23 protein-coding genes are annotated in these 23,387 nt (G+C 58.5%); 14 read left to right on the plus strand and 9 right to left on the minus strand.

Going from position 1 to position 23,387, the window contains the following annotated elements:
- The first annotated feature begins 127 nt into the window (after positions 1 to 127).
- From qseE to glnB, 4 genes are all read left to right on the plus strand, one after another.
- Positions 128 to 1,558 carry a two component system sensor histidine kinase QseE/GlrK gene (qseE, locus tag EV102420_RS03560; protein ID WP_042388996.1) on the plus strand — a complete coding sequence of 477 codons (1,431 nt, stop codon included), beginning with the start codon at positions 128 to 130 and terminating at the stop codon, positions 1,556 to 1,558.
- Positions 1,559 to 2,293: a two-component system QseEF-associated lipoprotein QseG gene (qseG, locus tag EV102420_RS03565; protein WP_042389004.1), complete on the plus strand. Its 735-nt coding sequence runs from the start codon at positions 1,559 to 1,561 to the stop codon at positions 2,291 to 2,293. It abuts the gene before it with no gap.
- A complete protein-coding gene (gene glrR, locus EV102420_RS03570) occupies positions 2,293 to 3,630 on the plus strand; it encodes a two-component system response regulator GlrR (RefSeq protein WP_042389117.1) in 1,338 nt (445 codons plus the stop codon). The genes qseG and glrR overlap by 1 nt, the downstream gene beginning before the upstream one ends.
- Before the next feature lie 80 nt (positions 3,631 to 3,710).
- On the plus strand, positions 3,711 to 4,049 hold the full coding sequence (glnB, locus tag EV102420_RS03575) for a nitrogen regulatory protein P-II (RefSeq protein WP_002438074.1): 339 nt from the start codon (positions 3,711 to 3,713) through the stop codon (positions 4,047 to 4,049).
- A 54-nt stretch (positions 4,050 to 4,103) separates the two neighbouring features.
- Here the strand turns inward: glnB and hmpA are convergent, their stop codons facing one another.
- Positions 4,104 to 5,294 (minus strand): NO-inducible flavohemoprotein, encoded by a 1,191-nt coding sequence (gene hmpA / locus EV102420_RS03580; protein WP_042389009.1) that lies wholly within the window; start codon positions 5,292 to 5,294, stop codon positions 4,104 to 4,106.
- A 313-nt stretch (positions 5,295 to 5,607) separates the two neighbouring features.
- Here hmpA and glyA point away from each other — a divergent pair, with 313 nt between their 5' ends.
- On the plus strand, positions 5,608 to 6,861 hold the full coding sequence (glyA, locus tag EV102420_RS03585; RefSeq protein ID WP_042389011.1) for a serine hydroxymethyltransferase: 1,254 nt from the start codon (positions 5,608 to 5,610) through the stop codon (positions 6,859 to 6,861).
- Between the two features lie 48 nt (positions 6,862 to 6,909).
- Here glyA and EV102420_RS03590 read toward each other — a convergent pair whose 3' ends face one another.
- The 6 genes from EV102420_RS03590 to EV102420_RS03615 form a co-directional block, all read right to left on the minus strand.
- The gene (locus EV102420_RS03590) at positions 6,910 to 7,509 is read right to left on the minus strand and encodes a KpsF/GutQ family sugar-phosphate isomerase (protein ID WP_042389013.1); all 600 of its coding nucleotides are present in this window, start codon (positions 7,507 to 7,509) and stop codon (positions 6,910 to 6,912) included.
- A complete protein-coding gene (locus EV102420_RS03595; RefSeq protein WP_042389014.1) occupies positions 7,506 to 9,143 on the minus strand; it encodes an FGGY-family carbohydrate kinase in 1,638 nt (545 codons plus the stop codon). The genes EV102420_RS03590 and EV102420_RS03595 overlap by 4 nt, the downstream gene beginning before the upstream one ends.
- Before the next feature lie 17 nt (positions 9,144 to 9,160).
- Positions 9,161 to 10,114 carry an ABC transporter permease gene (locus EV102420_RS03600; protein WP_042389016.1) on the minus strand — a complete coding sequence of 318 codons (954 nt, stop codon included), beginning with the start codon at positions 10,112 to 10,114 and terminating at the stop codon, positions 9,161 to 9,163.
- A 1-nt stretch (position 10,115) separates the two neighbouring features.
- Positions 10,116 to 11,102, minus strand: coding sequence for an ABC transporter permease (locus EV102420_RS03605; protein WP_042389017.1), 987 nt, complete (start codon positions 11,100 to 11,102; stop codon positions 10,116 to 10,118).
- Positions 11,095 to 12,603: a sugar ABC transporter ATP-binding protein gene (locus tag EV102420_RS03610; RefSeq protein ID WP_042389018.1), complete on the minus strand. Its 1,509-nt coding sequence runs from the start codon at positions 12,601 to 12,603 to the stop codon at positions 11,095 to 11,097. The genes EV102420_RS03605 and EV102420_RS03610 overlap by 8 nt, the downstream gene beginning before the upstream one ends.
- Positions 12,604 to 12,706: 103 nt before the next feature.
- A complete protein-coding gene (locus EV102420_RS03615; protein ID WP_042389020.1) occupies positions 12,707 to 13,690 on the minus strand; it encodes an autoinducer 2 ABC transporter substrate-binding protein in 984 nt (327 codons plus the stop codon).
- Between the two features lie 415 nt (positions 13,691 to 14,105).
- On the opposite strand from EV102420_RS03615, the gene EV102420_RS03620 reads away from it, so the two are divergent.
- Positions 14,106 to 15,245: a 3-phenylpropionate MFS transporter gene (locus EV102420_RS03620; RefSeq protein ID WP_042389022.1), complete on the plus strand. Its 1,140-nt coding sequence runs from the start codon at positions 14,106 to 14,108 to the stop codon at positions 15,243 to 15,245.
- Here EV102420_RS03620 and csiE read toward each other — a convergent pair.
- Positions 15,242 to 16,519, minus strand: coding sequence for a stationary phase inducible protein CsiE (csiE, locus tag EV102420_RS03625; protein WP_042389025.1), 1,278 nt, complete (start codon positions 16,517 to 16,519; stop codon positions 15,242 to 15,244). The genes EV102420_RS03620 and csiE overlap by 4 nt on opposite strands.
- Before the next feature lie 124 nt (positions 16,520 to 16,643).
- Between csiE and EV102420_RS03630 the strand changes: the two genes are divergently transcribed.
- Both EV102420_RS03630 and EV102420_RS03635 read left to right on the plus strand, forming a co-directional pair.
- Positions 16,644 to 17,285: a DUF1007 family protein gene (locus EV102420_RS03630; RefSeq protein WP_042389028.1), complete on the plus strand. Its 642-nt coding sequence runs from the start codon at positions 16,644 to 16,646 to the stop codon at positions 17,283 to 17,285.
- A complete protein-coding gene (locus EV102420_RS03635; protein ID WP_042389030.1) occupies positions 17,282 to 18,256 on the plus strand; it encodes a nickel/cobalt transporter in 975 nt (324 codons plus the stop codon). The genes EV102420_RS03630 and EV102420_RS03635 overlap by 4 nt, the downstream gene beginning before the upstream one ends.
- Positions 18,257 to 18,295: 39 nt before the next feature.
- On the opposite strand, the gene suhB is transcribed toward EV102420_RS03635, so the two are convergent.
- Complete coding sequence (suhB, locus tag EV102420_RS03640) at positions 18,296 to 19,099, minus strand: inositol-1-monophosphatase (RefSeq protein ID WP_042389033.1); 804 nt, start codon at positions 19,097 to 19,099, stop codon at positions 18,296 to 18,298.
- A 122-nt stretch (positions 19,100 to 19,221) separates the two neighbouring features.
- Between suhB and trmJ the strand changes: the two genes are divergently transcribed.
- The 6 genes from trmJ (at position 19,222) to hscB (ending at position 23,375) form a co-directional block, all read left to right on the plus strand.
- The gene (gene trmJ, locus EV102420_RS03645; protein WP_042389035.1) at positions 19,222 to 19,950 is read left to right on the plus strand and encodes a tRNA (cytosine(32)/uridine(32)-2'-O)-methyltransferase TrmJ; all 729 of its coding nucleotides are present in this window, start codon (positions 19,222 to 19,224) and stop codon (positions 19,948 to 19,950) included.
- A gap of 261 nt (positions 19,951 to 20,211) precedes the next feature.
- The gene (gene iscR / locus EV102420_RS03650) at positions 20,212 to 20,703 is read left to right on the plus strand and encodes a Fe-S cluster assembly transcriptional regulator IscR (RefSeq protein ID WP_042389039.1); all 492 of its coding nucleotides are present in this window, start codon (positions 20,212 to 20,214) and stop codon (positions 20,701 to 20,703) included.
- Positions 20,704 to 20,819: 116 nt separating this feature from the next.
- A complete protein-coding gene (gene iscS / locus EV102420_RS03655) occupies positions 20,820 to 22,034 on the plus strand; it encodes a cysteine desulfurase (protein WP_042389040.1) in 1,215 nt (404 codons plus the stop codon).
- Between the two features lie 27 nt (positions 22,035 to 22,061).
- Positions 22,062 to 22,448, plus strand: a complete 387-nt coding sequence (iscU, locus tag EV102420_RS03660) for a Fe-S cluster assembly scaffold IscU (protein ID WP_042389043.1) — start codon at positions 22,062 to 22,064, stop codon at positions 22,446 to 22,448.
- A 15-nt stretch (positions 22,449 to 22,463) separates the two neighbouring features.
- Entirely contained in the window at positions 22,464 to 22,787 is a 324-nt protein-coding gene (gene iscA, locus EV102420_RS03665; RefSeq protein WP_042389045.1) for an iron-sulfur cluster assembly protein IscA, read from the plus strand.
- Positions 22,788 to 22,859: 72 nt separating this feature from the next.
- Positions 22,860 to 23,375 (plus strand): co-chaperone HscB, encoded by a 516-nt coding sequence (hscB, locus tag EV102420_RS03670; protein ID WP_042389046.1) that lies wholly within the window; start codon positions 22,860 to 22,862, stop codon positions 23,373 to 23,375.
- Positions 23,376 to 23,387: the final 12 nt, after the last annotated feature.

A 23,387-nucleotide genomic window follows, 5' to 3' on the forward strand; every position in this document is an offset into this window, starting at 1 on the left:
GTCGAGTAAGGCACCGCCTATTCCATGATAAAGCCGGGTTTTTACCCGGCTTTATTGTTTTTAGCCTTCCCCCATCCGTCATCCTCAGCTAGCATTCCGGTACATCCTTTCTAACGAGAGTAACGCGTTGAAACGCTGGCCTGCATTTCCCCGCTCCCTGCGACAGCTTGTCATTATGGCGTTCTTGCTGGTTCTGCTGCCGCTGTTGGTGCTGGCCTGGCAGGCGTGGCAAAGCCTGAACACGCTCAGCGCCCAGGCGGCGCGCACCAACCGAACCACGCTTATCGACGCCCGGCGCAGCGAGGCAATGACCAACGCGGCGCTGGAGATGGAACGCAGCTACCGGCAGTACTGCGTGCTTGACGATCCCACCCTGGCGCGGGTTTACCAGAGCCAGCGCAAACGCTACAGCGACATGCTTGACGCGCATGCTGACGTGCTGCCGGATGAGCGACTCTCCCAGGCGCTGCGGGAGGATCTGAACGCCCTTGCCCAGCTGCAGTGCCACAACAGCGGCCCCACGCAGGCGGCCTCCACCAGCCTTGAAGCCTTCGCTGCCGCCAATACCGAGATGGTGCAAACCACCCGCAAGGTGGTGTTTAACCGTGGGCAGCAGCTTCAGCAGGAGATTGCCGCCCGGGGTCAGTTCTTTGGCTGGCAGGCGCTGCTGCTGTTTCTGGTCAGCCTCGTGCTGGTGCTGCTCTTTACCCGCATGATCATCGGCCCGGTGAAGGGGATTGAGCGCATGATCAACCGGCTGGGGGCAGGGCAGTCGCTGAACAGCCGGGTGGCCTTTAAGGGGCCGCGCGAGCTGCGCTCCGTTGGCGAGCGCATCATCTGGCTCAGCGAGCGTCTGGCGTGGCTGGAGTCCCAGCGCCATCAGTTTCTGCGCCATATCTCCCACGAGCTGAAAACCCCTCTGGCCAGCATGCGGGAAGGCACGGAGCTGCTGGCCGACGAGGTAGTCGGGCCGCTCACGGCGGAGCAAAAAGAGGTGGTCGAGATTCTGGACGGCAGCAGCCGCAATCTGCAAAAGCTGATCGAGCAGCTGCTGGACTACAACCGCAAGCTGGCCGATGGCGCGGTAGAGCTGGAGACGGTGGCCATTGCGCCGCTGATCGAGACGGTGATCTCCGCTCACAGTTTACCGGCACGGGCTAAAATGATGCATACGGAGGTCGCGCTGAAGGCGGAGAGCTGCCTGGCAGAGCCGGTGCTTTTACTGAGCGTGCTGGACAATCTCTACTCTAACGCGGTGCACTATGGCACTGAATCCGGTAACATTCTTATTCGTAGCTATCCGCACGGCACGCGCTTGCGTATAGAGGTCACCAATACCGGTACACCTATTCCGCAGGCCGAGCGGGAGATGATTTTCGAACCTTTCTACCAGGGAAGCCACCAGCGAAAAGGCGCGGTAAAAGGCAGCGGGCTGGGTCTGAGCATCGCCAGGGACTGTATTCTGCGCATGCAGGGTGAACTGCAGCTGGTCGCCGGCGATGAATCGGGCGTCTGTTTTCGTATTGAGCTGCCGCTGGCTGGATCGGATAAAAGCTAAATGAATCTATATCAGGTAACTATGTCGCATATTTTGAGTCGCGTTGTGAAAATGATTTCGCAGCATTCCGCGTTGCCTGTTGGCTTAGCCTGCCTGCTGCTGGCGGGCTGCGCACCTGACGCCCCCCTTAAGCCGGTAAATAAAGTTCAGCAGGAGAAGCTTCCCCAGCACCAGCTGGCCGATTTTATGTCAACACCCTGTGATAACGTCTGGTCGCTAACCGGGCAGGCCGTTGAGTCGAATCCGCTCTACTGGCTGCGCGGCATGGACTGCGCGGAGCGTCTGTCGCCGGTGATGGCGCGCGCCGAAGCCAGACGCTGGCCGGATGATACCTGGCAGGCAACCTTTAAGCGCGGCATTCTGCTGGCCAATGCCAAAATTACCCCGCTTGAGAGACGCGCCTTTACCACGCGGATGGACACCCTCAGCCCGCAGCTGCCGATGCAGGTCCGGACGCTGTTCCAGGTGTGGCGCGACGGTCAGGCGACGCAGCTCCAGCTGGCGGAGGAGCGCTCACGCTATGCCAAGCTTCAGCAGTCGCGGGACAGCGATCTGGAGGCGTTACGTCAGCAGCAGCAGCATCTGCGCGAGGAGCTGGAAACCACTTCACGTAAGCTGGAGAACTTAACCGACATTGAGCGGCGGCTCTCGACGCGTAAACCTGGCGGGGCGGAGCTCCCCGACAGCACCCGCCCGGCCCAGCCGGATGCCCAACAGGAAGAGGTGAAGCCATGATGACGCCGCGTAAACCTGCCCATCTGCTGCTGGTGGATGACGATCCCGGCCTGCTGAAGCTGCTGGGCCTGCGCCTGACCAGCGAAGGCTATAGCGTAGTAACCGCCGAAAGCGGCCAGGAGGGCCTGCGCGTGCTGGCCCGGGAGAAGGTCGATCTGGTGATCAGCGATCTGCGGATGGATGAGATGGACGGTATGCAGCTGTTTGCCGAGATCCAGCGCGTCCAGCCGGGCATGCCGGTGATCATCCTTACCGCCCACGGCTCGATTCCTGACGCCGTTGCTGCCACCCAGCGGGGCGTGTTTGGCTTTCTCACCAAGCCGGTGGACAAAGACGCGCTCTATAAAGCTATTGACGACGCCCTGGAGCATGCGGCTCCGGCCAGCGACGAGGCGTGGCGGGAGAATATCATCACCCGTAGCCCGGTGATGCTGCGCCTGCTGGAGCAGGCCCACATGGTGGCCCAGTCCGACGTTAGCGTACTGATCAGCGGCCAGAGCGGAACCGGCAAGGAGATCCTTGCTCAGGCGATCCACAACGCCAGCCCGCGCGGCAAAAATGCCTTTATTGCCATCAACTGCGGCGCGCTGCCAGAGCAGCTGCTGGAGTCGGAGCTGTTTGGTCACGCGCGCGGGGCGTTTACCGGTGCGGTCAGCAGCCGGGAAGGGCTGTTCCAGGCGGCAGAGGGCGGCACGCTGTTTCTCGATGAGATTGGCGATATGCCTATCCCACTGCAGGTCAAGCTGCTGCGCGTATTGCAGGAGCGCAAGGTACGTCCGCTGGGCAGCAATCGCGATATCGATATCAACGTGCGGATCATCTCTGCCACCCACCGGGATCTGCCTAAGGCCATGGAGCGGGGTGAATTTCGCGAGGATCTCTTCTACCGCCTGAACGTGGTCAGCCTGAAGATCCCGGCGCTGGTGGAGCGGGCGGAGGATATTCCCCTGCTGGCCAACCATCTGCTGCGCCAGTCGGCCAGCCGACATAAGCCGTTTGTGCGGGCCTTCTCTACCGACGCCATGAAGCGCCTGATGACCGCCTCCTGGCCAGGCAACGTGCGCCAGCTGGTCAACGTCATTGAGCAGTGCGTGGCGCTCACCTCCTCGCCGGTGATCAGCGATGCGCTGGTGGAGCAGGCGCTGGAGGGCGAGAACACCGCCCTGCCGACCTTTGCCGACGCCCGCAACCAGTTTGAGCTTAACTATCTGCGCAAGCTGCTGCAGATCACCAAGGGCAACGTGACCCACGCAGCGCGCATGGCCGGGCGTAACCGCACCGAGTTTTATAAGCTGCTTTCGCGTCACGAGCTGGACGCTAACGACTTTAAAGAGTAGGCCGCACACGGGCGTGAAATATGGTAGTGTGAGCAATCGATTACGACGCTGCTGACAGGCAAAAGAATTAGGGGATCACCGTGAAAAAGATTGATGCGATTATTAAACCTTTCAAGCTGGATGATGTGCGTGAAGCGCTGGCTGAGGTCGGCATTACCGGGATGACCGTCACCGAGGTGAAAGGCTTCGGTCGCCAGAAGGGGCACACCGAGCTGTACCGTGGCGCGGAGTACATGGTGGATTTTCTGCCAAAGGTAAAAATTGAGATCGTGGTGACTGACGATATCGTTGACACCTGCGTGGATACCATTATCCGCACGGCGCAGACCGGGAAAATCGGCGACGGTAAAATTTTCGTTTTCGACGTAGCGCGCGTAGTACGTATTCGTACCGGCGAAGAGGACGACGCGGCTATCTAACTAGTCCGCAGGCTTACCCCAGCCCCCATTGCGCGGGCCGGGGTAAGCGAGATCTTAGAGAACCTTGTGCGGACCAAAGCACTCGTAGTGGATGCGATCGGCATCAACCCCAAGCGCAATCAGCTGTTTCGCCGCGAACTGCATAAAGGCTACCGGCCCGCAGAGATAGCACTGCATCGTCGGATCGCTAAACGCCCCCTCCAGCTTGCTCAAATCCATCAGCCCTTCGCTATTAAAGCGTGCTGCGCTGCGATCTGCCTCAGTGGGAATACGATACCAGGTATGCGCCTGGAAGTGCGGCAACGTGCTGCCCAGGGCGGCAACTTCATCTTCAAAGGCGTGCACCTCGCCGCTCTCTGCCGCATGGAACCAGTTTACCTGGCCTGGATGCTGCGCGCTGGCGAGGGTATCCAGCATGGCCAGCATCGGGGTCTGTCCTACGCCAGCGGAGATCAGCGTTACCGGGGCCTGCGGCGGGACGTCGAGAAAGAAGTCACCTGCCGGAGAAGCCAGCTGAACCACATCGCCCACGCGCGCTTCATCGTGCAGCCAGTTGGAAACCTGACCGCCTTGCTCACGCTTCACGGCGATACGATACCCTTTCCCATCGGCCTTGCGGGTCAGAGAGTACTGGCGGATCTCCTGGTGCGGAAAACCTTCCGGTTTCAGCCAGACGGCGAGATACTGGCCTGGGCGATACTCGGCCACCGGCTGGCCGTCGACCGGCTCGAATTCAATGCTGGTGATCAGTGCGCTGCGTGGCGTTTTCGCCACGATGCGGAAAGCGCGAGTGCCTTCCCAGCCGCCGGGCTGGGTAGCGTGCGCTTCATACAGCTCGGCTTCGCGGTTGATAAACACGCCCGCCAGCACGCCGTAGGCTTTGCCCCACGCCTCCAGCACCTCCTGCCCTGGGCTATACAGCTCATCAAGGGTCGCCAGCAGATGTTCACCGACGATGTTGTACTGGTCAGGTTTGATCTGGAAGCTGGTGTGCTTCTGCGCGATCTTTTCTACCGCAGGCAGCAGCGCCGGGAGATTCTCAAGATTGCTGGCATAGGCGGCAATGGCGTTAAACAGCGCTTCGCGCTGGTCGCCGTTGCGCTGGTTGCTCATGTTGAAAATCTCTTTCAGCTCCGGATTATGCTTAAACATACGGTCATAGAAGTGCGCCGTCAGCTTCGGGCCGGTCTCGACAAGCAGAGGAATAGTGGATTTTACGGTTGCGATAGTTTGAGCATCGAGCATTGCCTTTTCCTTATTGATTATTTCTATAAGTTGTATTTTAAATGCATCTTATAAAAGTTACCCTATATTGTAAATGGTTAATAGCGTATTTCCGTTACGTTGGAATGTCATGAAATATTTGCACGATAAACCTGAAAAGAAATCGTGATTACAGAGAGGGGCGCTTGGACAACAAACCCTTGCGCCACGCGGAGCCAATCGTTTGCGTAAAAACCCATGTCAAGACCTGTTATCAGAAAATGGATCGGTTATACTGGACGCCGTTGCCCTGAGGGCCATTGAAAATTACCGTTAGCTGAGTCAGGAGATGCGGATGTTAAAGCGTGAAATGAACATTGCCGATTATGATGCCGAACTGTGGCAGGCGATGGAGCAAGAGAAAGTACGTCAGGAAGAGCACATTGAGCTGATCGCCTCCGAAAACTACACCAGCCCGCGCGTTATGCAGGCTCAGGGTTCTCAGCTGACCAACAAATATGCCGAAGGCTATCCGGGCAAACGCTACTACGGTGGCTGCGAATACGTCGACGTGGTTGAGCAGCTGGCTATCGATCGTGCCAAAGCGCTGTTTGGCGCAGACTACGCTAACGTTCAGCCGCACTCTGGCTCCCAGGCTAACTTCGCGGTCTACACCGCGCTGCTGCAACCGGGCGATACCGTTCTGGGTATGAACCTGGCGCAGGGTGGTCACCTGACTCACGGCTCCCCGGTTAACTTCTCCGGCAAACTGTACAACATCATCCCTTACGGTATTGATGAGTCCGGTAAAATTGATTACGAAGACATGGCGAAGCAGGCTAAAGAGCACAAGCCGAAGATGATCATCGGTGGCTTCTCGGCTTACTCCGGCGTGGTCGACTGGGCAAAAATGCGTGAAATCGCAGACAGCATCGGTGCTTACCTGTTCGTTGATATGGCGCACGTTGCGGGTCTGATTGCCGCAGACGTTTACCCGAACCCGGTTCCGCATGCACACGTCGTAACCACCACCACCCACAAAACCCTGGCGGGCCCGCGTGGCGGTCTGATCCTTGCCAAAGGCGGTGATGAAGAGCTGTACAAAAAACTGAACTCCGCTGTGTTCCCAAGCGCGCAGGGCGGCCCGCTGATGCACGTTATCGCGGCAAAAGCAGTTGCGCTGAAAGAAGCGATGGAGCCAGAGTTCAAGGTTTACCAGCAGCAGGTTGCCAAAAACGCCAAAGCGATGGTAGAGGTGTTCCTGAACCGTGGCTACAAAGTGGTGTCTGGCGGTACTGAAAACCACCTGTTCCTGCTGGATCTGGTTGATAAGAACCTGACCGGTAAAGAAGCTGACGCTGCCCTGGGCCGCGCCAACATCACCGTGAACAAAAACAGCGTGCCAAACGATCCGAAGAGCCCGTTTGTGACCTCCGGTATCCGTATCGGTTCTCCGGCTGTAACTCGCCGCGGCTTTAAAGAAGCGGAAGTGAAAGAGCTGGCTGGCTGGATGTGTGACGTTCTGGACAACATCAACGACGAAGCGGTCATTGAAAGCACTAAACAGAAAGTGCTGGCTATCTGCGCTCGCTTCCCGGTTTATGCATAATCCGTCTTTGATATGAACAAAGGCCGCTGATGCGGCCTTTTTTATTGATTACCGCTCGCTGCGCAGCGTAACGCCCACGTCGCCGCCGGGATGCACTGCCAGCAGGCTCTCTTTCGAATACCCACTCTCGCTCATCAGGCAGGCGCAGGCGGCATCGAAAATCGCCAGCGCCAGCACGATGGAGGTGGTTGCCAGCATGTTCAATGGATCGATCTCACGCCGCACGCCGGTAGAGATCACCAGCCGGGAGGCGTGGGCAATCGCTGAATCGGCGTTCTCGGTCACGCTGACCAGCGGCACGCTGCGGGACGCCAGCCCTGGCAGGAGCCGCGTCAGCTCGTCGGAGTTACCCCCGCGCGAGAGCATGATCATCAGGTCGTCGGCGCGTAAAAAACCCAGATCGCCGTGGGCCGCGTCGGTAGCGTTCAGGTAGATCGCCGGGCGCTCCACGCAGGCCAGCATATGGGCAATCTTACGCGCCGCGATGCCGGAAGTGCCCACACCCGTTACCACAATTTTGCCTTTGCAGCCGCGCAGTTCAGCCAGCAGCGCCTCCCACTGCGGCTCGCTGAGGTGCTGACCGAGTCCGGCCAGCGCTTCGCTATAGATACCCCAGGCGGCGGTTGCATGCTGCCACGATGAACTCATGCTCCCTCCTGCATCAGCTGGCGGTACTTCATGTGATCTTCATACATCGCATGGAACACCTTGTACTTGCGGTCATAGTACTGCTTGATCTTGTTGGTCTGCGGCGTGACGGTCTTACCGATCCGGCTCATGGCCGACATCGCCTCCGGGAAGGTTTCGAATACGCCCGCCGCAAGGGTACCCATCATCGCGCCGCCGAGCAGCATCGCTTCGCTCTCTTCCGGCAGCAGCATGGCGCAGCCGGTGGCGTTGGCGTGCTCCTGAACAAAGATCGGGTTCTTGGTGCCGCCGCCGCTGGCCATAATAGTGTCGATGGTGTAGCCAGTCTGATTCATAGTCTCAATAATGTGCCGCGTACCGAGGGCAATCGCCTGGATGGTCGCCAGATAGTGCAGGGCCATATCCTCCGGCGTGCGGGAGAGCTTCAGACCACTAATCACCCCGGTTAACGTCGGGTTAGCACGCGGCGAGCGGTTGCCGTGGAAGTAGGGCAGAATATGAATATCGCGGGTCAGGAAAGCGATATCCTCCGGCTCGCCGGCCATCTTGCGCAGCAGGGCGTTAAGTACTTCATAGATGGTCTGCCCCTGGGTTTTCGCCTGCGCCAGCAGGGTTTCATAGCAGGGGTGAGACTGAATAATATGATCGATCAGCGCCCCGGTCGCCGACTGGCCGCCTTCGTTAAGCCAGTAGTCCGGCAGCACCGCCGAGTAGTAAGGCCCCCAGACGCCGCCGATAAAGCGCGGCTGCTGAGAGATCGCCATATGGCCTGTCGAGGTGCCACCAATCAGCGCCACGCGGCGATCGAAATCCGCCACTTCGCCAGAGACGCCGCTGGCTCCCAAGGTGCCGAGGGTGCCCGCGTGGGCATCGATAATCGATACGCTCACCGCGGTGCCGGGGATCAGCCCCATCTCGCTGGCGGCGCGCTGCGTCAGGCCGTGGCCGAGCGGTTCGCCCATGGTTTTAACGTAGCGGCCAATTTTCTCCGCATCGTGCTCAAGGAGATCCTCCAGCCCAATCTGGCGGAAGTAGCTCCCGTCCCATTTATCCTCGTGGCCCATGTAGGTCCATTTGCAGACGGTGGAGCAGAGCGAGCGCGTATCGTCATCCGTGGCCCGCCAGGTCAGGAAATCCGGCAGGTCAAAATAGTAGCCCGCGTTAGCCCAGGTATTCGGCATGTGCTGCTTCAGCCACAGCAGCTTCGGGGTCTGCATCTCGGGCGAGATAATCCCGCCGACGTAGTCCAGCACCCGGTGGTGCAGGGCGTTGATGCGATCGGCCTGGGTAATGGCGCGGTGATCCATCCAGACGATAATGTTCTGCTCGCTGCGCCCGGAGGGGCTGATGGTCAGCGGCTTACCCTCTTTATCCAGCACCACCAGCGAGCAGGTGGCGTCGAACCCCAGGCCTTTCACCTGAATGGGATTGATGTCTGCCTGGTTAACCGCATCGCGCACCGCGTTGCACACCATCTGCCAGATATTGTCGGAGGACTGCTCAACGAAATCAGCCTGCGGACGATACATTTCAATGGCCCGGCTGGCCTGGCTGACCATTCTGCCGTTTAGATCAAACACGCCCGCCCGGGCGCTCCCTGTGCCTACGTCCACACCAATGAAGTAACTCGCCATAATTTGTTCTCCTGACATCAGGCTTTACGATTCTGTAATGCGATAAAGAGGATCAGCACGGCACCCCACAGCGCCATCGTCAGATAGCTGCTGATCCCCAGCAGATTAAAGCCACTTTCCAGCATCTGCAGCACGATGAGGGCCAGCACCAGGCCGACGATGCGGCCAAATCCGCCGTCGGGGTTAATGCCGCCCAGCACCGAGGCGAGAATGGTCACCAGCAGATAGGATTCGCCATAGCCCGCCTTTGCCGAGTTAAATTTCGCCATCATTAAAATGGCGGCAACCCAGCCGAGCAGGGCGGAGATGACATACACCGCAATCTGCACGCGGACGGTATTCACGCCGCTGTAGCGCGTGGCCTGCTCGTTGGAGCCTACCAGGTAGAGGCTACGTCCGAGGGTGGTGTGCTCCAGCAGAACCCACAGCAGCACCGCCACCAATAAAAAGAGCAGCAGCGCCACGGGGATGCCCACCACGGTGGCATTGCCCAGGAACTGGATCGCTGCCGGGAAGCCGGAGATCACCGTCCCGTTAGAGAGCAGAATATTGAGGCCGGAGATCAGCGTCATGGTGCCGAGCGTGGCGAGGATAGGCGATACCCCCACCCAGGCGATCAGCGCCCCGTTCAGCGTGCCGATCGCCACCGCTACCGCCGCGCCAGCCAGCAGGGCCAGCGCCAGAAACAGCGGATTATCGGGATGGCTGACGATCACCGCCGCCATCACCAGCGAGCAGGCGTTAGCGCCAGCGATAATCGACAGGTTAATGCCGCCGGTAAGCATGGTGATGCCCATTCCCAGCGCCAGCATGCCGAGGATCGGCAGCTGCGAGGTGATGGACTGGAAGTTAGCGACGCTGAAGAAGCGGCTGCCCAGCAGTGCCGAGAAGACCACGGCAACGACGATAATGATCACGCACTGCAGGCGGATGATGGCATCACCGGGTAAGAGTCGTGCGATTGCTTTCATCTCAAAGCTCCCTTGCGAGTTTGCGTTTTTCATTCCAGGCCGTGGCGCTAATGCTGACCAGGATAATGACGCCGCTGAATACGGTATGCCAGTAAGAGGAGACGCTCAGCAGCGTCAGGCCGTTTTGCAGAAACGCCAGCAGCACCACCCCAAGCAGCGTGCCGGTTAAGGTGCCGCGCCCGCCGCTCATGCTGGTTCCGCCCAGTACTACCGCCGCCAGCACCGTCAGCTCATAACCGAGCAGCGAGTTGGGGGCAACGGACTGGGTGATCTGCGCCTGCACCACGGCGGCGACCCCGGCGAGAATGCCCATGTAGCCGTAGACGTAGAAGTGGAGCTTCACCAGATTCAGCCCCAGACGTGAGGCCGCGTCGCGGTTGCCGCCCATGGCGTAAATCTGGCGGCCAAGGCGGGTAAAGTTCATCAGTACGGCGGTGAAGATAATGACCGCCGCCAGGCAGAGCAGGGGCAGGGTAAGGCCATAGTCATAGCCGTCGGCGGCGGTGAACGACAGCCAGTTGATGCCGTTCATAAACCAGTCAGGGAAGCCATACAGCCAGGTGCCTTTGGTGGCATAAACCAGCAGGCCGTAGTAGACGTTGAGCGTCGCGATGGTGATGATAATCGCCGGTACCCGCAGCCAGTAGACCAGGAAACCGTTGATCAACCCGAGCAGCAGGCCGACAGCCATCGCGATGATCAACGCCAGGGCAAAGTTGCCGCCGTGGGCGATCACCCAGCTTGCCATTGCATACTGGGCAATGGCGGTCATGGCCGGGAAGGAGATGTCGATCCCGCCGGAGATCAGCACCACGAACAGGCCGCAGGCGAGGATCCCGAGGATCGCGTAGCTGGTGGCAACGTCCGTCAGGTTGCCCAGCGAGAAGAACTCGTCGGTGCTGATGCTCAGCCCGACCGCCAGCGCCACCACCAGCAGCCCAAGCCAGAACTCATGTTGCCCGACCAGGCGGGAAAGTCTGTTATTCATGGATCACCTCAACCACTTCAGCAATCTCCTGTTCCGTACAGCGATGCGGATTAAACTCTGCGACCAGCTTGCCGCGGCGCATAACCAGCACGCGGTGGCTGTTGTAATAGGCTTCCGGGATCTCATCGCAGATCATCAGCACCGCCATCCCCTGTTCCGCCAGGTCGCGGGCAATCTGGTAGATACCCTCTTTATTAGCGATATCCACCCCAACGGTGGGGGAGTCGAGGATCAGGATGCGTGGATCCGTCGCCACCCACTTCGCAATGGCGATCCGCTGCGCATTGCCGCCGGAGAGGGTTTTCACCGGCAGATGCGGATCGGAGACTTTGATATTCAGGTTGCGGATCAGATCGGCCACCAGCTTTTTCGCCTTGCCGTGATCCAGCAGGCCACCGCGCGTGTGCAGCTTGTCGAATACCGTGACGATGGTGTTGTCGTAGATCGACTGCTCCATGATCAGCCCTTGAGTCAGGCGATCCTCTGAGACGTAGCCGATCCCATGCTTAATGGCATCATGGTTATTGCGCAGGGTGACCGGCTTGCCGTTGATGCGCATCTCTCCGCTCTCCGGGTGGGTCATGCCGAACAGGCTCAGACACAGCTCGGTTCGCCCGGCACCCAGCAGGCCAACGATAGAGACAATCTCGCCGCTGCGCAGCGACAGGTTGATGTTCTGGTATTTGCCCCGGCGGCTGAGGTTACGCAGCTCCAGCATCGGCTCCTGATCGGCGGATGGTTTTTCCGGCAGAGGACTGTAGTGGAAACGCTGGCCGGTCATCAGGAACGCCAGCTCGTGGCTGTCGAGCTGGCTCGCCGGGTAGGTCCCCACTAGCTTGCCGTCGCGCATGACGCTGATGCGATCCGCAACTTCCATCACTTCATCGAGACGGTGGCTGACGAAGACCACGCAGATCCCGGCGGCTTTCAGTTCGTTGACCACCCGCAGCAGGCCGTTAACCTCCTGGCGGGTGAGGGAGGCGGTAGGCTCATCCATAATCACCAGCCGGGCGTCGGCGGCGATAGCGCGGCAGATCGCCACCAGCTGACGGTCGGCAATAGAGAGCTTCTCGACTTTTTTATCGGGATCGATGCTGACGCCGATGCGCTGCATTGCCGCCAGCGCCTGCTTGCGCATTGCACCGCGCCGTACCCAGACGTCGCCGCCCGGCAGATAGCGGTTAACGGCAATGTTCTCCGCCACGCTGAAGTTGGGAAACAGGGAGAGATCCTGGTATATAACCTGAATGCCGTAGTGGGCGGAGAGCTGCGGTGTAAGGTGGTGGAACAGTTTGCCATCGAGCTGGATCTGCGCCCCTTTTTCCGGGTGATAGACGCCAGAGATCACTTTAATAATGGTGCTCTTACCGCAGCCGTTCTGCCCTGCCAGACAGTGAACTTCGCCTTTCTGTAGCGTCAGGTTCACGTTATCCAGCGCCAGCACGCCCGGGAATTGCTTGCTGATATTCTCAAGAGTGATAAATGCGGTGGTGTCGGCCATGGACAATACCCCTGCGAGCGCCCGTGTGGGCGCTTAAGTCATTCTGTACGAGTGTGCCGGCCAGACGGCCGGCGTTGAGGTTCCCTGGTGTAGGCGGAGAGCCTTAGAAACCGAGCGACTGTGCGTTATCTTTGGTGACTTCGAGGATCTTGTTAAAGCGGATCACTTTCTTCTCCATGTCGACATCGGCTTTCCCTAAACCATCGATGGTCAGATCGGACGTCACTTCTTTACCCTTCAGCAGCTGGTCGGCAACGGTCACCAGCGCATAGCCTGCATCTTTCGGATCCCACAGCAGCGCTTTCTTGATATCGCCGCGCATCAGGTAAGGTGCAGCCTGGGCTGGCATGGCGATACCCACTACGGCCACTTTCTCTTTCGCACGCTTCTTCTGCACCGCCTGACCTGCACCGATAGGACCGAGTGAGCCGAAGCCGATCACCCCTTTCATCTGCGGATAGGTTTTCATCAGGTCCAGAGTCGTGGAGTAGGATTTGTCGATGCTCTCGGCCACCGGCAGGCGAGACGTCACCTCAAACATGTCCGGGTATTTCTCTTTCTGATATTTAATGGCGTAATCGGCCCAGGCGTTATGCAGCGGCACCGTCAGGGAGCCAACGTAAATGGCGTAGCCGCCTTTGCCGCCCATATCTTTCGCCAGCTCATCGACGTTGGCCTGCGCATACTTCTCGCTGTCGATGGTTTCAATATCCCACTGACCAATCTGCTGATCCGGTGACTCATGGGTCAGCACCACAATGCCTTTATCGCGAGCTTTTTTCAGCACCGGCTCCAGCACCTTAGCGTCGTTAGGCACCACGATAATGGCGTTAACGTTTTTGGCGATCAGATCCTCAATCACCTTCACCTGCTGGGCCGGATCCGGCGTAGAGGGGCCGGTCTGGTAGGCGTTAACGTCAAGCTTTTTCGCCGCTTCGTTGACGCCGGTTTCCATACGGTTAAACCACGGAATGCCGGTCACCTTGGCGACCACGGCAATTTCATACTTCTCCGCTGCAACCGACGTACCGGACACCATGCATGCAGAAATCAGGGCTGCGCTGAGCAATGCGAGTTTGAATTTCATAGTTCTACCTTTTTTAGGGACCGAGGCATGTCACGGAGGGAAGATTAGCAATGAAGGGAAGGGGAAACGTATCGCAGAAATGTGAATTGTGATCTGCGCACGAAAATGTAAATTTATAGATAATTTTAGGTTAAAATTAAGTTAAATATCAATAATGTCATTACGTTATCAATGGCTATACGTGTTAAAAAATGATTATTCTATAACTTTTATTTAACATTTTATTATCATTTAACTTAAGTGGGGTGTGGTTTCTGGTCGCTTTACCCTTTTTCATCGCGCGTTAAGTTGCAAATATGTGAACTGAATCGAGACAAGCAAATTCACGCTTCGGCAAACGGCATAGGTGTTTCGGGTTTGCTTGCACCAGCGGGGTTTTAACGCCAGACTAACGCCTCCAAAACGGGAGGGATTCATGGTTTTGCATTCCACGCGCTGGCTGGCGCTGAGCTACTTTACCTACTTTTTCAGCTACGGCATCTTTTTACCTTTCTGGAGCGTTTGGCTCAAGGGTACCGGCCTGACGCCGGAAACCATCGGCCTGCTGCTCGGGGCAGGGCTGGTCGCCCGCTTTCTCGGCAGCCTGACCATTGCCCCTCGGGTCACCGATCCCTCCCGGCTGGTGTTCGCCCTGCGCGTGCTGGCTCTGCTGACGCTGTTGTTTGCCCTGGCCTTCTGGGCTGGCAACCACGTTGGCTGGCTGATGGCGATCATCATCGGCTTTAACCTCTTCTTCTCGCCGCTGGTGCCGCTCACCGACGCGCTGGCTAACACCTGGCAAAAGCAGATCGTCATGGACTATGGCCGGGTACGCCTGTGGGGATCGATCGCCTTTGTGATCGGCTCGGCGCTGACTGGCAAGCTGGTGAGCCTCTTCGACTACCGGGCGATCCTGGCGATGCTGACTCTGGGGACAATATCCATGCTGCTCGGGATGCTGCTGCGCCCGTCGGTGATGCCGATCGGGGAGCGTCGGGCGCAGGCCGCCGCTGGCTGGCCCGCGTGGCGGAGCCTGATCGGCCAGAACGGGCGCTTTCTGGCCTGTGTCTCGCTGCTACAGGGGGCGCACGCTGCCTACTACGGCTTTAGCGCCATCTACTGGCAGGAGGCGGGTTACTCTGCCTCAACGGTTGGCTATCTCTGGTCTCTGGGCGTTGTCGCGGAGGTGATTATCTTCGCGCTGAGCAACCGCCTGTTCCGCCGCTGGAGCGCCCGGGATCTGCTCCTGCTGTCAGCGGTATGCGGCATAGTGCGCTGGACGTTGATGGGCTGGACCACGGCGCTGCCATGGCTGCTGGTGGTGCAGGTGCTGCACTGTGGAACCTTTACCGTCTGCCACCTGGCGGCGATGCGCTATATCGCTGCCCGCCAGGGAAGCGAGGTGATCCGCCTGCAGGCCGTCTACTCGGCGGTGGCGATGGGGGGCAGCATCGCGGTAATGACCATCTTTGCCGGCTTCCTGTTCCAGCATCTGCATCAGGGCGTATTCTGGGTGATGGCGATGGTCGCGCTGCCCGCGCTGTTTGTCCGGCCCGGCGTTACCGCCCGGACCTAAGACTCCAGCATGTCACGAATATGTAACTGCTGCTGCTCGCTCAGGGTCATCACCGCATGGATCAGCGGGGCAGAGAAGAGCGGCAGCGGCGTTACGTAAGGCGTCACAATCAGGGCGGCCTCACGCGGGGCCCCCTCCTGCTGGAAGGTGGCGAGCGGCAGATACTTGATATTCAGCGGCAGCAGCGTCAGCTCCCGCAGCTGCTCCTCAATGGCGCGTTCCCGCTCGGGCGCGTCGTCAGTCAGCAGCACCACCTGCTTCTCGTGCAGATCGTTCTCCTGCATCAGCCATGCGCCAAAGATCACCGCCACCAGGCCCGCCTCCTCATGGGTAAAGCACAGGTTGTACTCCTCCTCCAGACAGAGCAGCGCCTCGCGGGTGGTACGCATCAGCCGGGGGTAGAGCAGATTAATCTCCTCCGTCAGGCTGGTATCGATCCCGATGCCAAACAGGCTACGGTTCAGCGCCTGCGCCAGATGAATATAGAGCTGATCGGTCAGGCCCTGCTCATCGCTAAAGTCCATCCCGGAGAGGGCGCGAAAGCGCTCGATAGTCTGGTGGATAGCCCCCCGCAGCCGCGTGTCCTGCTGATGGCTGTCGTGGATCGGATCCGGCGTGCGCAGCAGCATAAACAGCACCGTCAGGAAAAGATGCTCGCTCACGTGGGGAACGGGGATCACCCGGCGCTGCCAGTGGCGAATAATCTCATTGGCAACCAGATACTCTGCCCGCGCTTCGGCCCAGGCCTGCTGCAACGGTGCAAACGCGGGCGTAAAGCCAAGCTGGTGCGCAAGCAGACAGTATTGTAAATAGAGACGCAGAAACTGAATATCTCGCTGTTCAAACTGCCGCTCAAGGCGACGGGAGCAGAGATTAATCAGGGCGTGCAGGTTAGTATCGTCATACAATGTTCTGGCGATACCCTGTTGCTTAAGCGCGTTTTTTAGCGCCGGGGTAAAGTGAGTGCTAACAAAGTTGGGGCAGAGACGAATGGCGCGCTTGAGCCAGTGGATGAGGCAGAGACGCTGGTCGAGAGCCGCGCCCTCAATGCGGTAGCTGCCGTCCTGCTGCGCGGTAATGTTCAGCCGGTGGTAGCGCTGGATCTCATGACCCGTATCGGCAATATCTTGCCGGGTAATTGTGCCGTCCACGTTGTTCAGCTTGCCGAGTATATCTGGTGTCACCGTTTGTCCTGGCAGGGCGAGCATTAGGAGTACATGACAGCGGCGTTGTGAACTGGAGAGCACAGATGGCGGTATCGTTACGGTTGTCATCTGCTGGATTCCAGTTAGGGGTTTCGATAAGAATAGCTAAAGGATACGGCGGCGAAAGCCCTCCTGTCGGGCTTTCCCTCAGGAATGCCGGGGGGCGTCACAGAATTTTTCTCGTAAGGAACACATGCAAACAGTTAAACCGTACGCTGGCGCGCTGGTTTTCGCGTTTTTATCGCTTCCCGCGCTGGCGCATCCCCATAGCTTTATTCGCTTGCAAACCGAGCCGGTAGTGGCGGACGGGCAGCTTGTGGCTCTCGATATGCGCTGGACGATGGATGAGATCACTTCAGCCGATCTGCTCTATGACGCGGGTGACGCCAGGCCGGAGTCACCGGTATGGAAAAAGCTGGCGGCGGAGGTGATGGCCAACGTGCTGGGACAGCACTACTTTACCGAGGTCTGGCATAACGGGCAGCGGGTTAAGTTTCTTAATCGACCCACGCACTATGGCATGTCGCGGGTCGATCACCAGGCGGTGCTGACCTTTACCCTGCCGCTGGCCACGCCGCAGCCGTTGGCCGGGCAGCGCTACACCTTTTCCACCTTCGATCCCACCTACTATGTCGATATGACCTACCAGAGCGAGCGTGACATTACGCTCTCTGCCGATCTGCAAAAGCAGTGTCAGGCAGAGCTGCACACGCCGACGCCAGGGGAGGATACCCTGGCCTTCGCACAGTCGCTGGATAAAGAGGATGCGCCGCCGGAGGATATGGATCTCGGCAAGCAGTTTGCCCAGACCGTGACCCTGGAGTGCAAGGCATGATGCTAAGTTCGGTGAGAAGCGCGCCCCGTTGGCGAGCGCTCTGGCCGCTGGCCCTGCTATTGCTCTGTGCTGTAGTGGGTGGGGTGCAGCTGTGGCACGCCTGGCCCCGGATCATGCTGGAGAGCGCGGGCTGGCAGCGAGAGGTTAACCAGCAGATGAGCGCCCTATTAAAAGGCGTGGCGGCAGATCCGAGCCGGGCGGGTGGGGCCTTGCTGCTGTTTAGCTTTCTCTATGGGGTGCTGCACGCTCTCGGGCCGGGCCACGGTAAAGTGGTAATAACCACCTGGCTTGCCACTCATCCGTCAAAACTGAGGTCGAGCATTGGCCTGACCCTGGCCTCGTCGCTGCTACAGGGGCTGGTAGCCATTGTGCTGGTGGTCGTGGTTCTGACTCTGCTCCAGCTGCCTGCTCGCCAGCTGCATGTGAGTAGCTACTGGCTGGAGAAGGGGAGCTATGCCCTGGTGGGCGTGCTGGGACTTCTGCTCTGCTGGCGGGCACTGAACAGGCTGCGTCGTCTCTTGCGCAGGCCGACGTTTACCGCTTTTACGCCACACCATGTGCATGATGCCCACTGCGGCTGCGGGCATCAGCATCTGCCCACGCCGGAGCAGCTTACGCGCGGCGATGACTGGCGCGCCCGGCTGATGATTATTCTGTCGATGGGGATGCGACCCTGCTCCGGGGCGATCATGGTCCTGCTGTTCAGTAAGGTTATCGGGGTGTTTAGCTGGGGAATGGCATCGGCCATGGCAATGGCGGCAGGCACGTCGCTAACCATCTCTTCCCTGGCGCTGCTGGTGTATAGCTTTCGGCGACTGGCGGTCAAGCTCGGCGGCAATAAAACGCCGGTGCTGTGGCAGCAGGTGGGGTGGTCAACGCTGGCTTTGGCCGGAGGCGTGATTCTGGTAACGGCGGCGGTGGTGATGTGGCTCAGTGCGGTGCCGGTGGGAAGGGGACTACGACCGTTTTAAAACGCCGGATAGCGCTACGCTATCCGGCGTTAGCGATGCTTAACGCTTCAGCGCTTCGCTCAGCTCGTCACGCATGTTCGCCAGCATGGCTTTCACCACGCGCGGGTTACCGGCGACGAGGTTACCGCTCATCATGTAGTTGTGGTTACCGGTGAAGTCACACACCAGGCCACCCGCTTCACGAACCAGCAGCTCGCCTGCGGCGAAATCCCACGGCTTCAGGCCGATCTCAAAGAAACCGTCTACGCGGCCAGCGGCAACGTAGGCCAGATCCAGCGCGGCAGAGCCGGTGCGGCGGAAGTCCGCGCACTCGGTGAACAGTTTACCGACGATCTTGATGTAGGTCTGGGCATGCTGTTTGGCTTTGAACGGGAAACCGGTCGCCAGGATGGTGCCATCCAGATCGCGAGCGGTGCCGCCGCGCAGGCGGTAGCCGTTGAGCTGTGCGCCCTGACCACGGGTAGCGGTGAAGAGTTCGTTACGCATTGGATCGTAAACCACGGCAACTTCGGTACGGCCTTTAATGCGCACGGCGATAGAGACCGAGAAGTGGGGCAGACGCTTGATAAAGTTGGTGGTGCCATCCAGTGGATCGATAACCCATTGCACATCCTGATCTTCGCCTGCGTGTTCACCGGACTCTTCGGTGATAATGGTATGTTGCGGGTAAGATTTGCGGATAGTGTCGATAATCACGGCCTCGGCGGCTTTATCAACGTTAGTTACGAAATCATTGCTGCCTTTCTGGTTGGTTTCAACAGAGTCTGGCGTTTCGTAGTGTTTGGCAATTACATTACCCGCCTTGCGCGCTGCGCGCACGGCGATGGTCAGCATTGGATGCATCGGTATCTCTCACTGGATGTTAAAGAACGGGGGTGAAAACGGCGCAGAGTATACCAGCGAGTTCGGATTATGTCTTTGCTTTATGCTAATATGCGCAAATATTCTTAAGACGCTGAAAAACTATGCTGCAAAATATACGAATCGTGCTGGTTGAAACCTCTCACACCGGCAACATGGGCTCCGTTGCCCGCGCCATGAAAACCATGGGCTTAACGAATCTTTGGCTGGTTAACCCGCTGGTGAAGCCGGACTCCCAGGCCATCGCCCTGGCCGCCGGGGCCAGCGACGTCATCGGTAACGCACAGATTGTCGACACCCTCGACGAGGCGCTGGCGGGCTGTAGCCTGGTGGTGGGCACCAGCGCCCGCTCCCGTACGCTGCCGTGGCCGATGCTCGACCCGCGCGAGTGCGGGCTGAAAAGCGTCAGCGAAGGGCAGCACGCACCGGTCGCGCTGGTATTTGGCCGCGAGCGCGTGGGCCTGACCAACGAAGAGCTGCAGAAGTGCCATTATCACGTTGCCATTGCCGCGAACCCGGAGTACAGCTCGCTGAACCTGGCGATGGCGGTGCAGGTTATCGCCTACGAGGTGCGCATGGCCTGGCTGGCGGCGCAGGAAGCCGACGCTGAAACGGCAGAGGAAGAGACACCCTATCCGTTGGTGGACGACCTTGAGCGCTTCTACGGCCACCTTGAGCAGACCCTGCTGGCGACCGGTTTTATCCGCCCCGATCATCCGGGACAGGTGATGAACAAGCTGCGCCGACTCTTTACCCGTGCGCGCCCAGAGAGCCAGGAGCTGAACATCCTGCGCGGAATTCTGGCGTCGATTGAGCAGAAGAACAATAAATAACAGCAGTGCCGCTTTGCCCGGCGGCGCTTCGCTGGCGCGGGCCTACGGTTTTGTAGGCCGGGTAAGCGCAGCGCCACCCGGCGTTAAGGACATCGCACAAAACGCCTAATACCTGACTAAAACAGTCAAGTAAATAGTTGACCATTTTAGTCGGGAATGTCACACTTGCGCCTGCTATGTAACAGACCATTTATACCTGTTTTTATAACTATCTATATAACGACAACCCCGGGCAGGGGCGAGTTTGAGGTTAAGTAAGACATGAGACTGACATCTAAAGGGCGTTATGCCGTTACTGCAATGCTGGACGTTGCGCTCAACTCTGAATCGGGCCCGGTTCCGTTGGCTGATATCTCCGAGCGTCAGGGCATCTCCCTCTCTTATCTGGAGCAGCTCTTCTCCCGCCTGCGTAAGAATGGCCTGGTGGCCAGCGTGCGCGGTCCGGGCGGCGGTTATCTGTTAGGTAAAGATGCCAACAGCATCGCCGTTGGCGAAGTGATCAGCGCCGTTGACGAATCGGTAGACGCGACCCGCTGTCAGGGCAAAGGCGGCTGCCAGGGCGGCGATAAGTGCCTGACCCACGCGCTGTGGCGTGACCTGAGCGATCGTCTGACCGGCTTCCTGAACAATATCACCCTCGGTGAATTGGTCAATAACCAGGAAGTGATGGACGTTGCCGATCGCCAGCACAGCCAGGAAACACAGCGCACGACCCGCGCGCAGGACGCAATCGACGTCAAACTGCGCGCGTAATAAAACCATAAAAGATTTATGAACCAGGCCGGAGCGCCAGCTTCGCCACGTCGGCCGTACATCCAGCCGGTTGCCTGGTTCCTTGCATTGAAGCGATGTACGGAGTCTATAGAGCAATGAAATTACCGATCTATCTCGACTACTCCGCAACCACGCCGGTGGATCCGCGTGTTGCCGAGAAAATGATGCAGTGTCTGACCCTGGACGGAAACTTTGGTAACCCAGCTTCCCGTTCACACCGTTTTGGCTGGCATGCTGAAGAGGCGGTAGATATCGCCCGTAATCAGATTGCCGAGCTGGTTGGCGCTGATCCGCGTGAAATTGTTTTCACCTCCGGTGCAACCGAATCTGACAACCTGGCGATCAAAGGTGCTGCCAACTTCTACCAGAAAAAAGGCAAGCACATTATCACCAGCAAAACCGAACACAAAGCCGTGCTGGATACCTGCCGTCAGCTGGAGCGTGAAGGGTTTGAAGTGACCTATCTCGCCCCGCAGAGCAACGGCATTATCGACCTGAAAGAGCTGGAAGCCGCCATGCGCGACGACACCATTCTGGTCTCCATCATGCACGTCAACAACGAGATCGGCGTCGTACAAGATATCGCGACCATCGGCGAACTCTGCCGTGCGCGCGGCATCATCTACCACGTTGATGCAACCCAGAGCGTGGGCAAGCTGCCTATCGATCTGAGCCAGCTGAAAGTTGACCTGATGTCCTTCTCCGGCCACAAAATCTACGGTCCGAAAGGGATTGGCGCGCTGTACGTGCGTCGTAAACCGCGTATTCGTATCGAAGCGCAGATGCACGGCGGTGGTCACGAGCGCGGCATGCGTTCCGGTACGCTGCCTGTGCACCAGATCGTTGGCATGGGTGAAGCCTACCGCATCGCCAAAGAAGAGATGGACACCGAGATGGCACGCCTGCGTACGCTGCGTAACCGTCTGTGGGACGGCGTGAAAGATATGGAAGAAGTGTATCTGAATGGCGATCTTGAGCAGGGCGCACCGAACATCCTCAACGTCAGCTTTAACTACGTTGAAGGCGAGTCGCTGATCATGGCGCTGAAGGATCTTGCGGTCTCTTCCGGTTCCGCCTGTACCTCTGCAAGCCTTGAGCCATCCTACGTGCTGCGCGCGCTGGGTATGACTGACGAGCTGGCACACAGCTCTATTCGTTTCTCTTTAGGTCGTTTCACTACCGAAGAAGAGATTGACTACACCATCAATCTGGTTCGCAACTCCATTGGCCGTCTGCGCGACCTCTCTCCGCTGTGGGAGATGTTCAAACAGGGCGTGGATCTGAACAGCATTGAATGGTCTCATCATTAATCGGTAGCGGTATCAGGAGAATTTAAAATGGCTTATAGCGAAAAAGTAATCGATCACTACGAAAACCCGCGCAACGTTGGCTCTTTCGACAACAGCGATGCCAGCGTTGGCAGCGGCATGGTGGGTGCACCGGCCTGTGGCGACGTCATGAAGCTGCAGATCAAAGTGAACAACGACGGCATCATCGAAGACGCGCGTTTTAAAACCTACGGCTGCGGCTCGGCGATCGCCTCCAGCTCCCTCGTGACCGAGTGGGTGAAAGGTAAATCCCTGGACGAAGCCCAGGCGATTAAGAACACCGACATCGCCGATGAGCTGGAGCTGCCGCCGGTTAAGATCCACTGTTCTATCCTGGCGGAAGATGCAATCAAAGCTGCGATTGCGGACTACAAAAGCAAGCGTGACGCGAAATAACGAGCAGAGGTTTGTATGTCGATTACCCTTAGCGACAGTGCTGCCGCGCGAGTAAATAGCTTCCTGGCCAACCGGGGTAAAGGGTTTGGCCTGCGCCTGGGGGTGAGAACCTCCGGCTGTTCGGGTATGGCCTACGTGCTGGAATTTGTTGACGCGCCTGCGGCAGAAGATACCGTGTTCGAAGACAAAGGTGTTAAGGTCGTGGTCGATGGCAAAAGCCTGCAGTTCCTGAACGGCACTCAGCTGGACTTCGTAAAAGAGGGCCTCAACGAAGGGTTTAAGTTTACCAACCCGAACGTGAAAGATGAGTGCGGCTGCGGCGAAAGCTTCCACGTTTAACCGCGCCTGAACGACTCAACCCCACTGCTCTGCGGTGGGGTTTGCTTTAACCCGCCTAACCCCGAGACTGTTATGGATTACTTTACCCTCTTTGGGTTGCCCGCCAGCTATCATCTGGATACTCAGGCGCTGGCTACCCGCTTTCAGGATCTGCAACGTCAATACCATCCCGACCGGTTTGCCAGCGGCACCTCCGCTGAACAGCTTGCCGCCGTCCAACACTCTGCGACCATCAACCAGGCATGGCAGACGCTGCGCCATCCGCTGCCGCGCGCCGAGTACCTGCTCTCCCTGCACGGTTTCGACCTCGCCAGCGAGCAGCATACCGTCCGCGACACCGTCTTCCTGATGGAGCAGCTTGAGCTGCGTGAAGAGCTGGATGAGATTGAGCAGGCCCGCGATACCGATCGGCTTGAGGCGTTTTTGAAGCGCGTGGCGGCGATGTTTACCTCGCGCCACCAGACCCTGGTAGAGCAGCTTGATGGCGAGTCGTGGAGCGATGCCGCAGAGACGGTGCGTAAACTCCGTTTTCTCGATAAACTACGCAGCACAGCAGAACAACTCGAAGAAAAGCTGCTCGATTTTTAAATTTCGGAAGCA

Origin of the sequence: Pseudescherichia vulneris NBRC 102420 (assembly GCF_000759795.1) — a bacterium.
Classification (GTDB): Bacteria; Pseudomonadota; Gammaproteobacteria; order Enterobacterales; family Enterobacteriaceae; genus Pseudescherichia; species Pseudescherichia vulneris.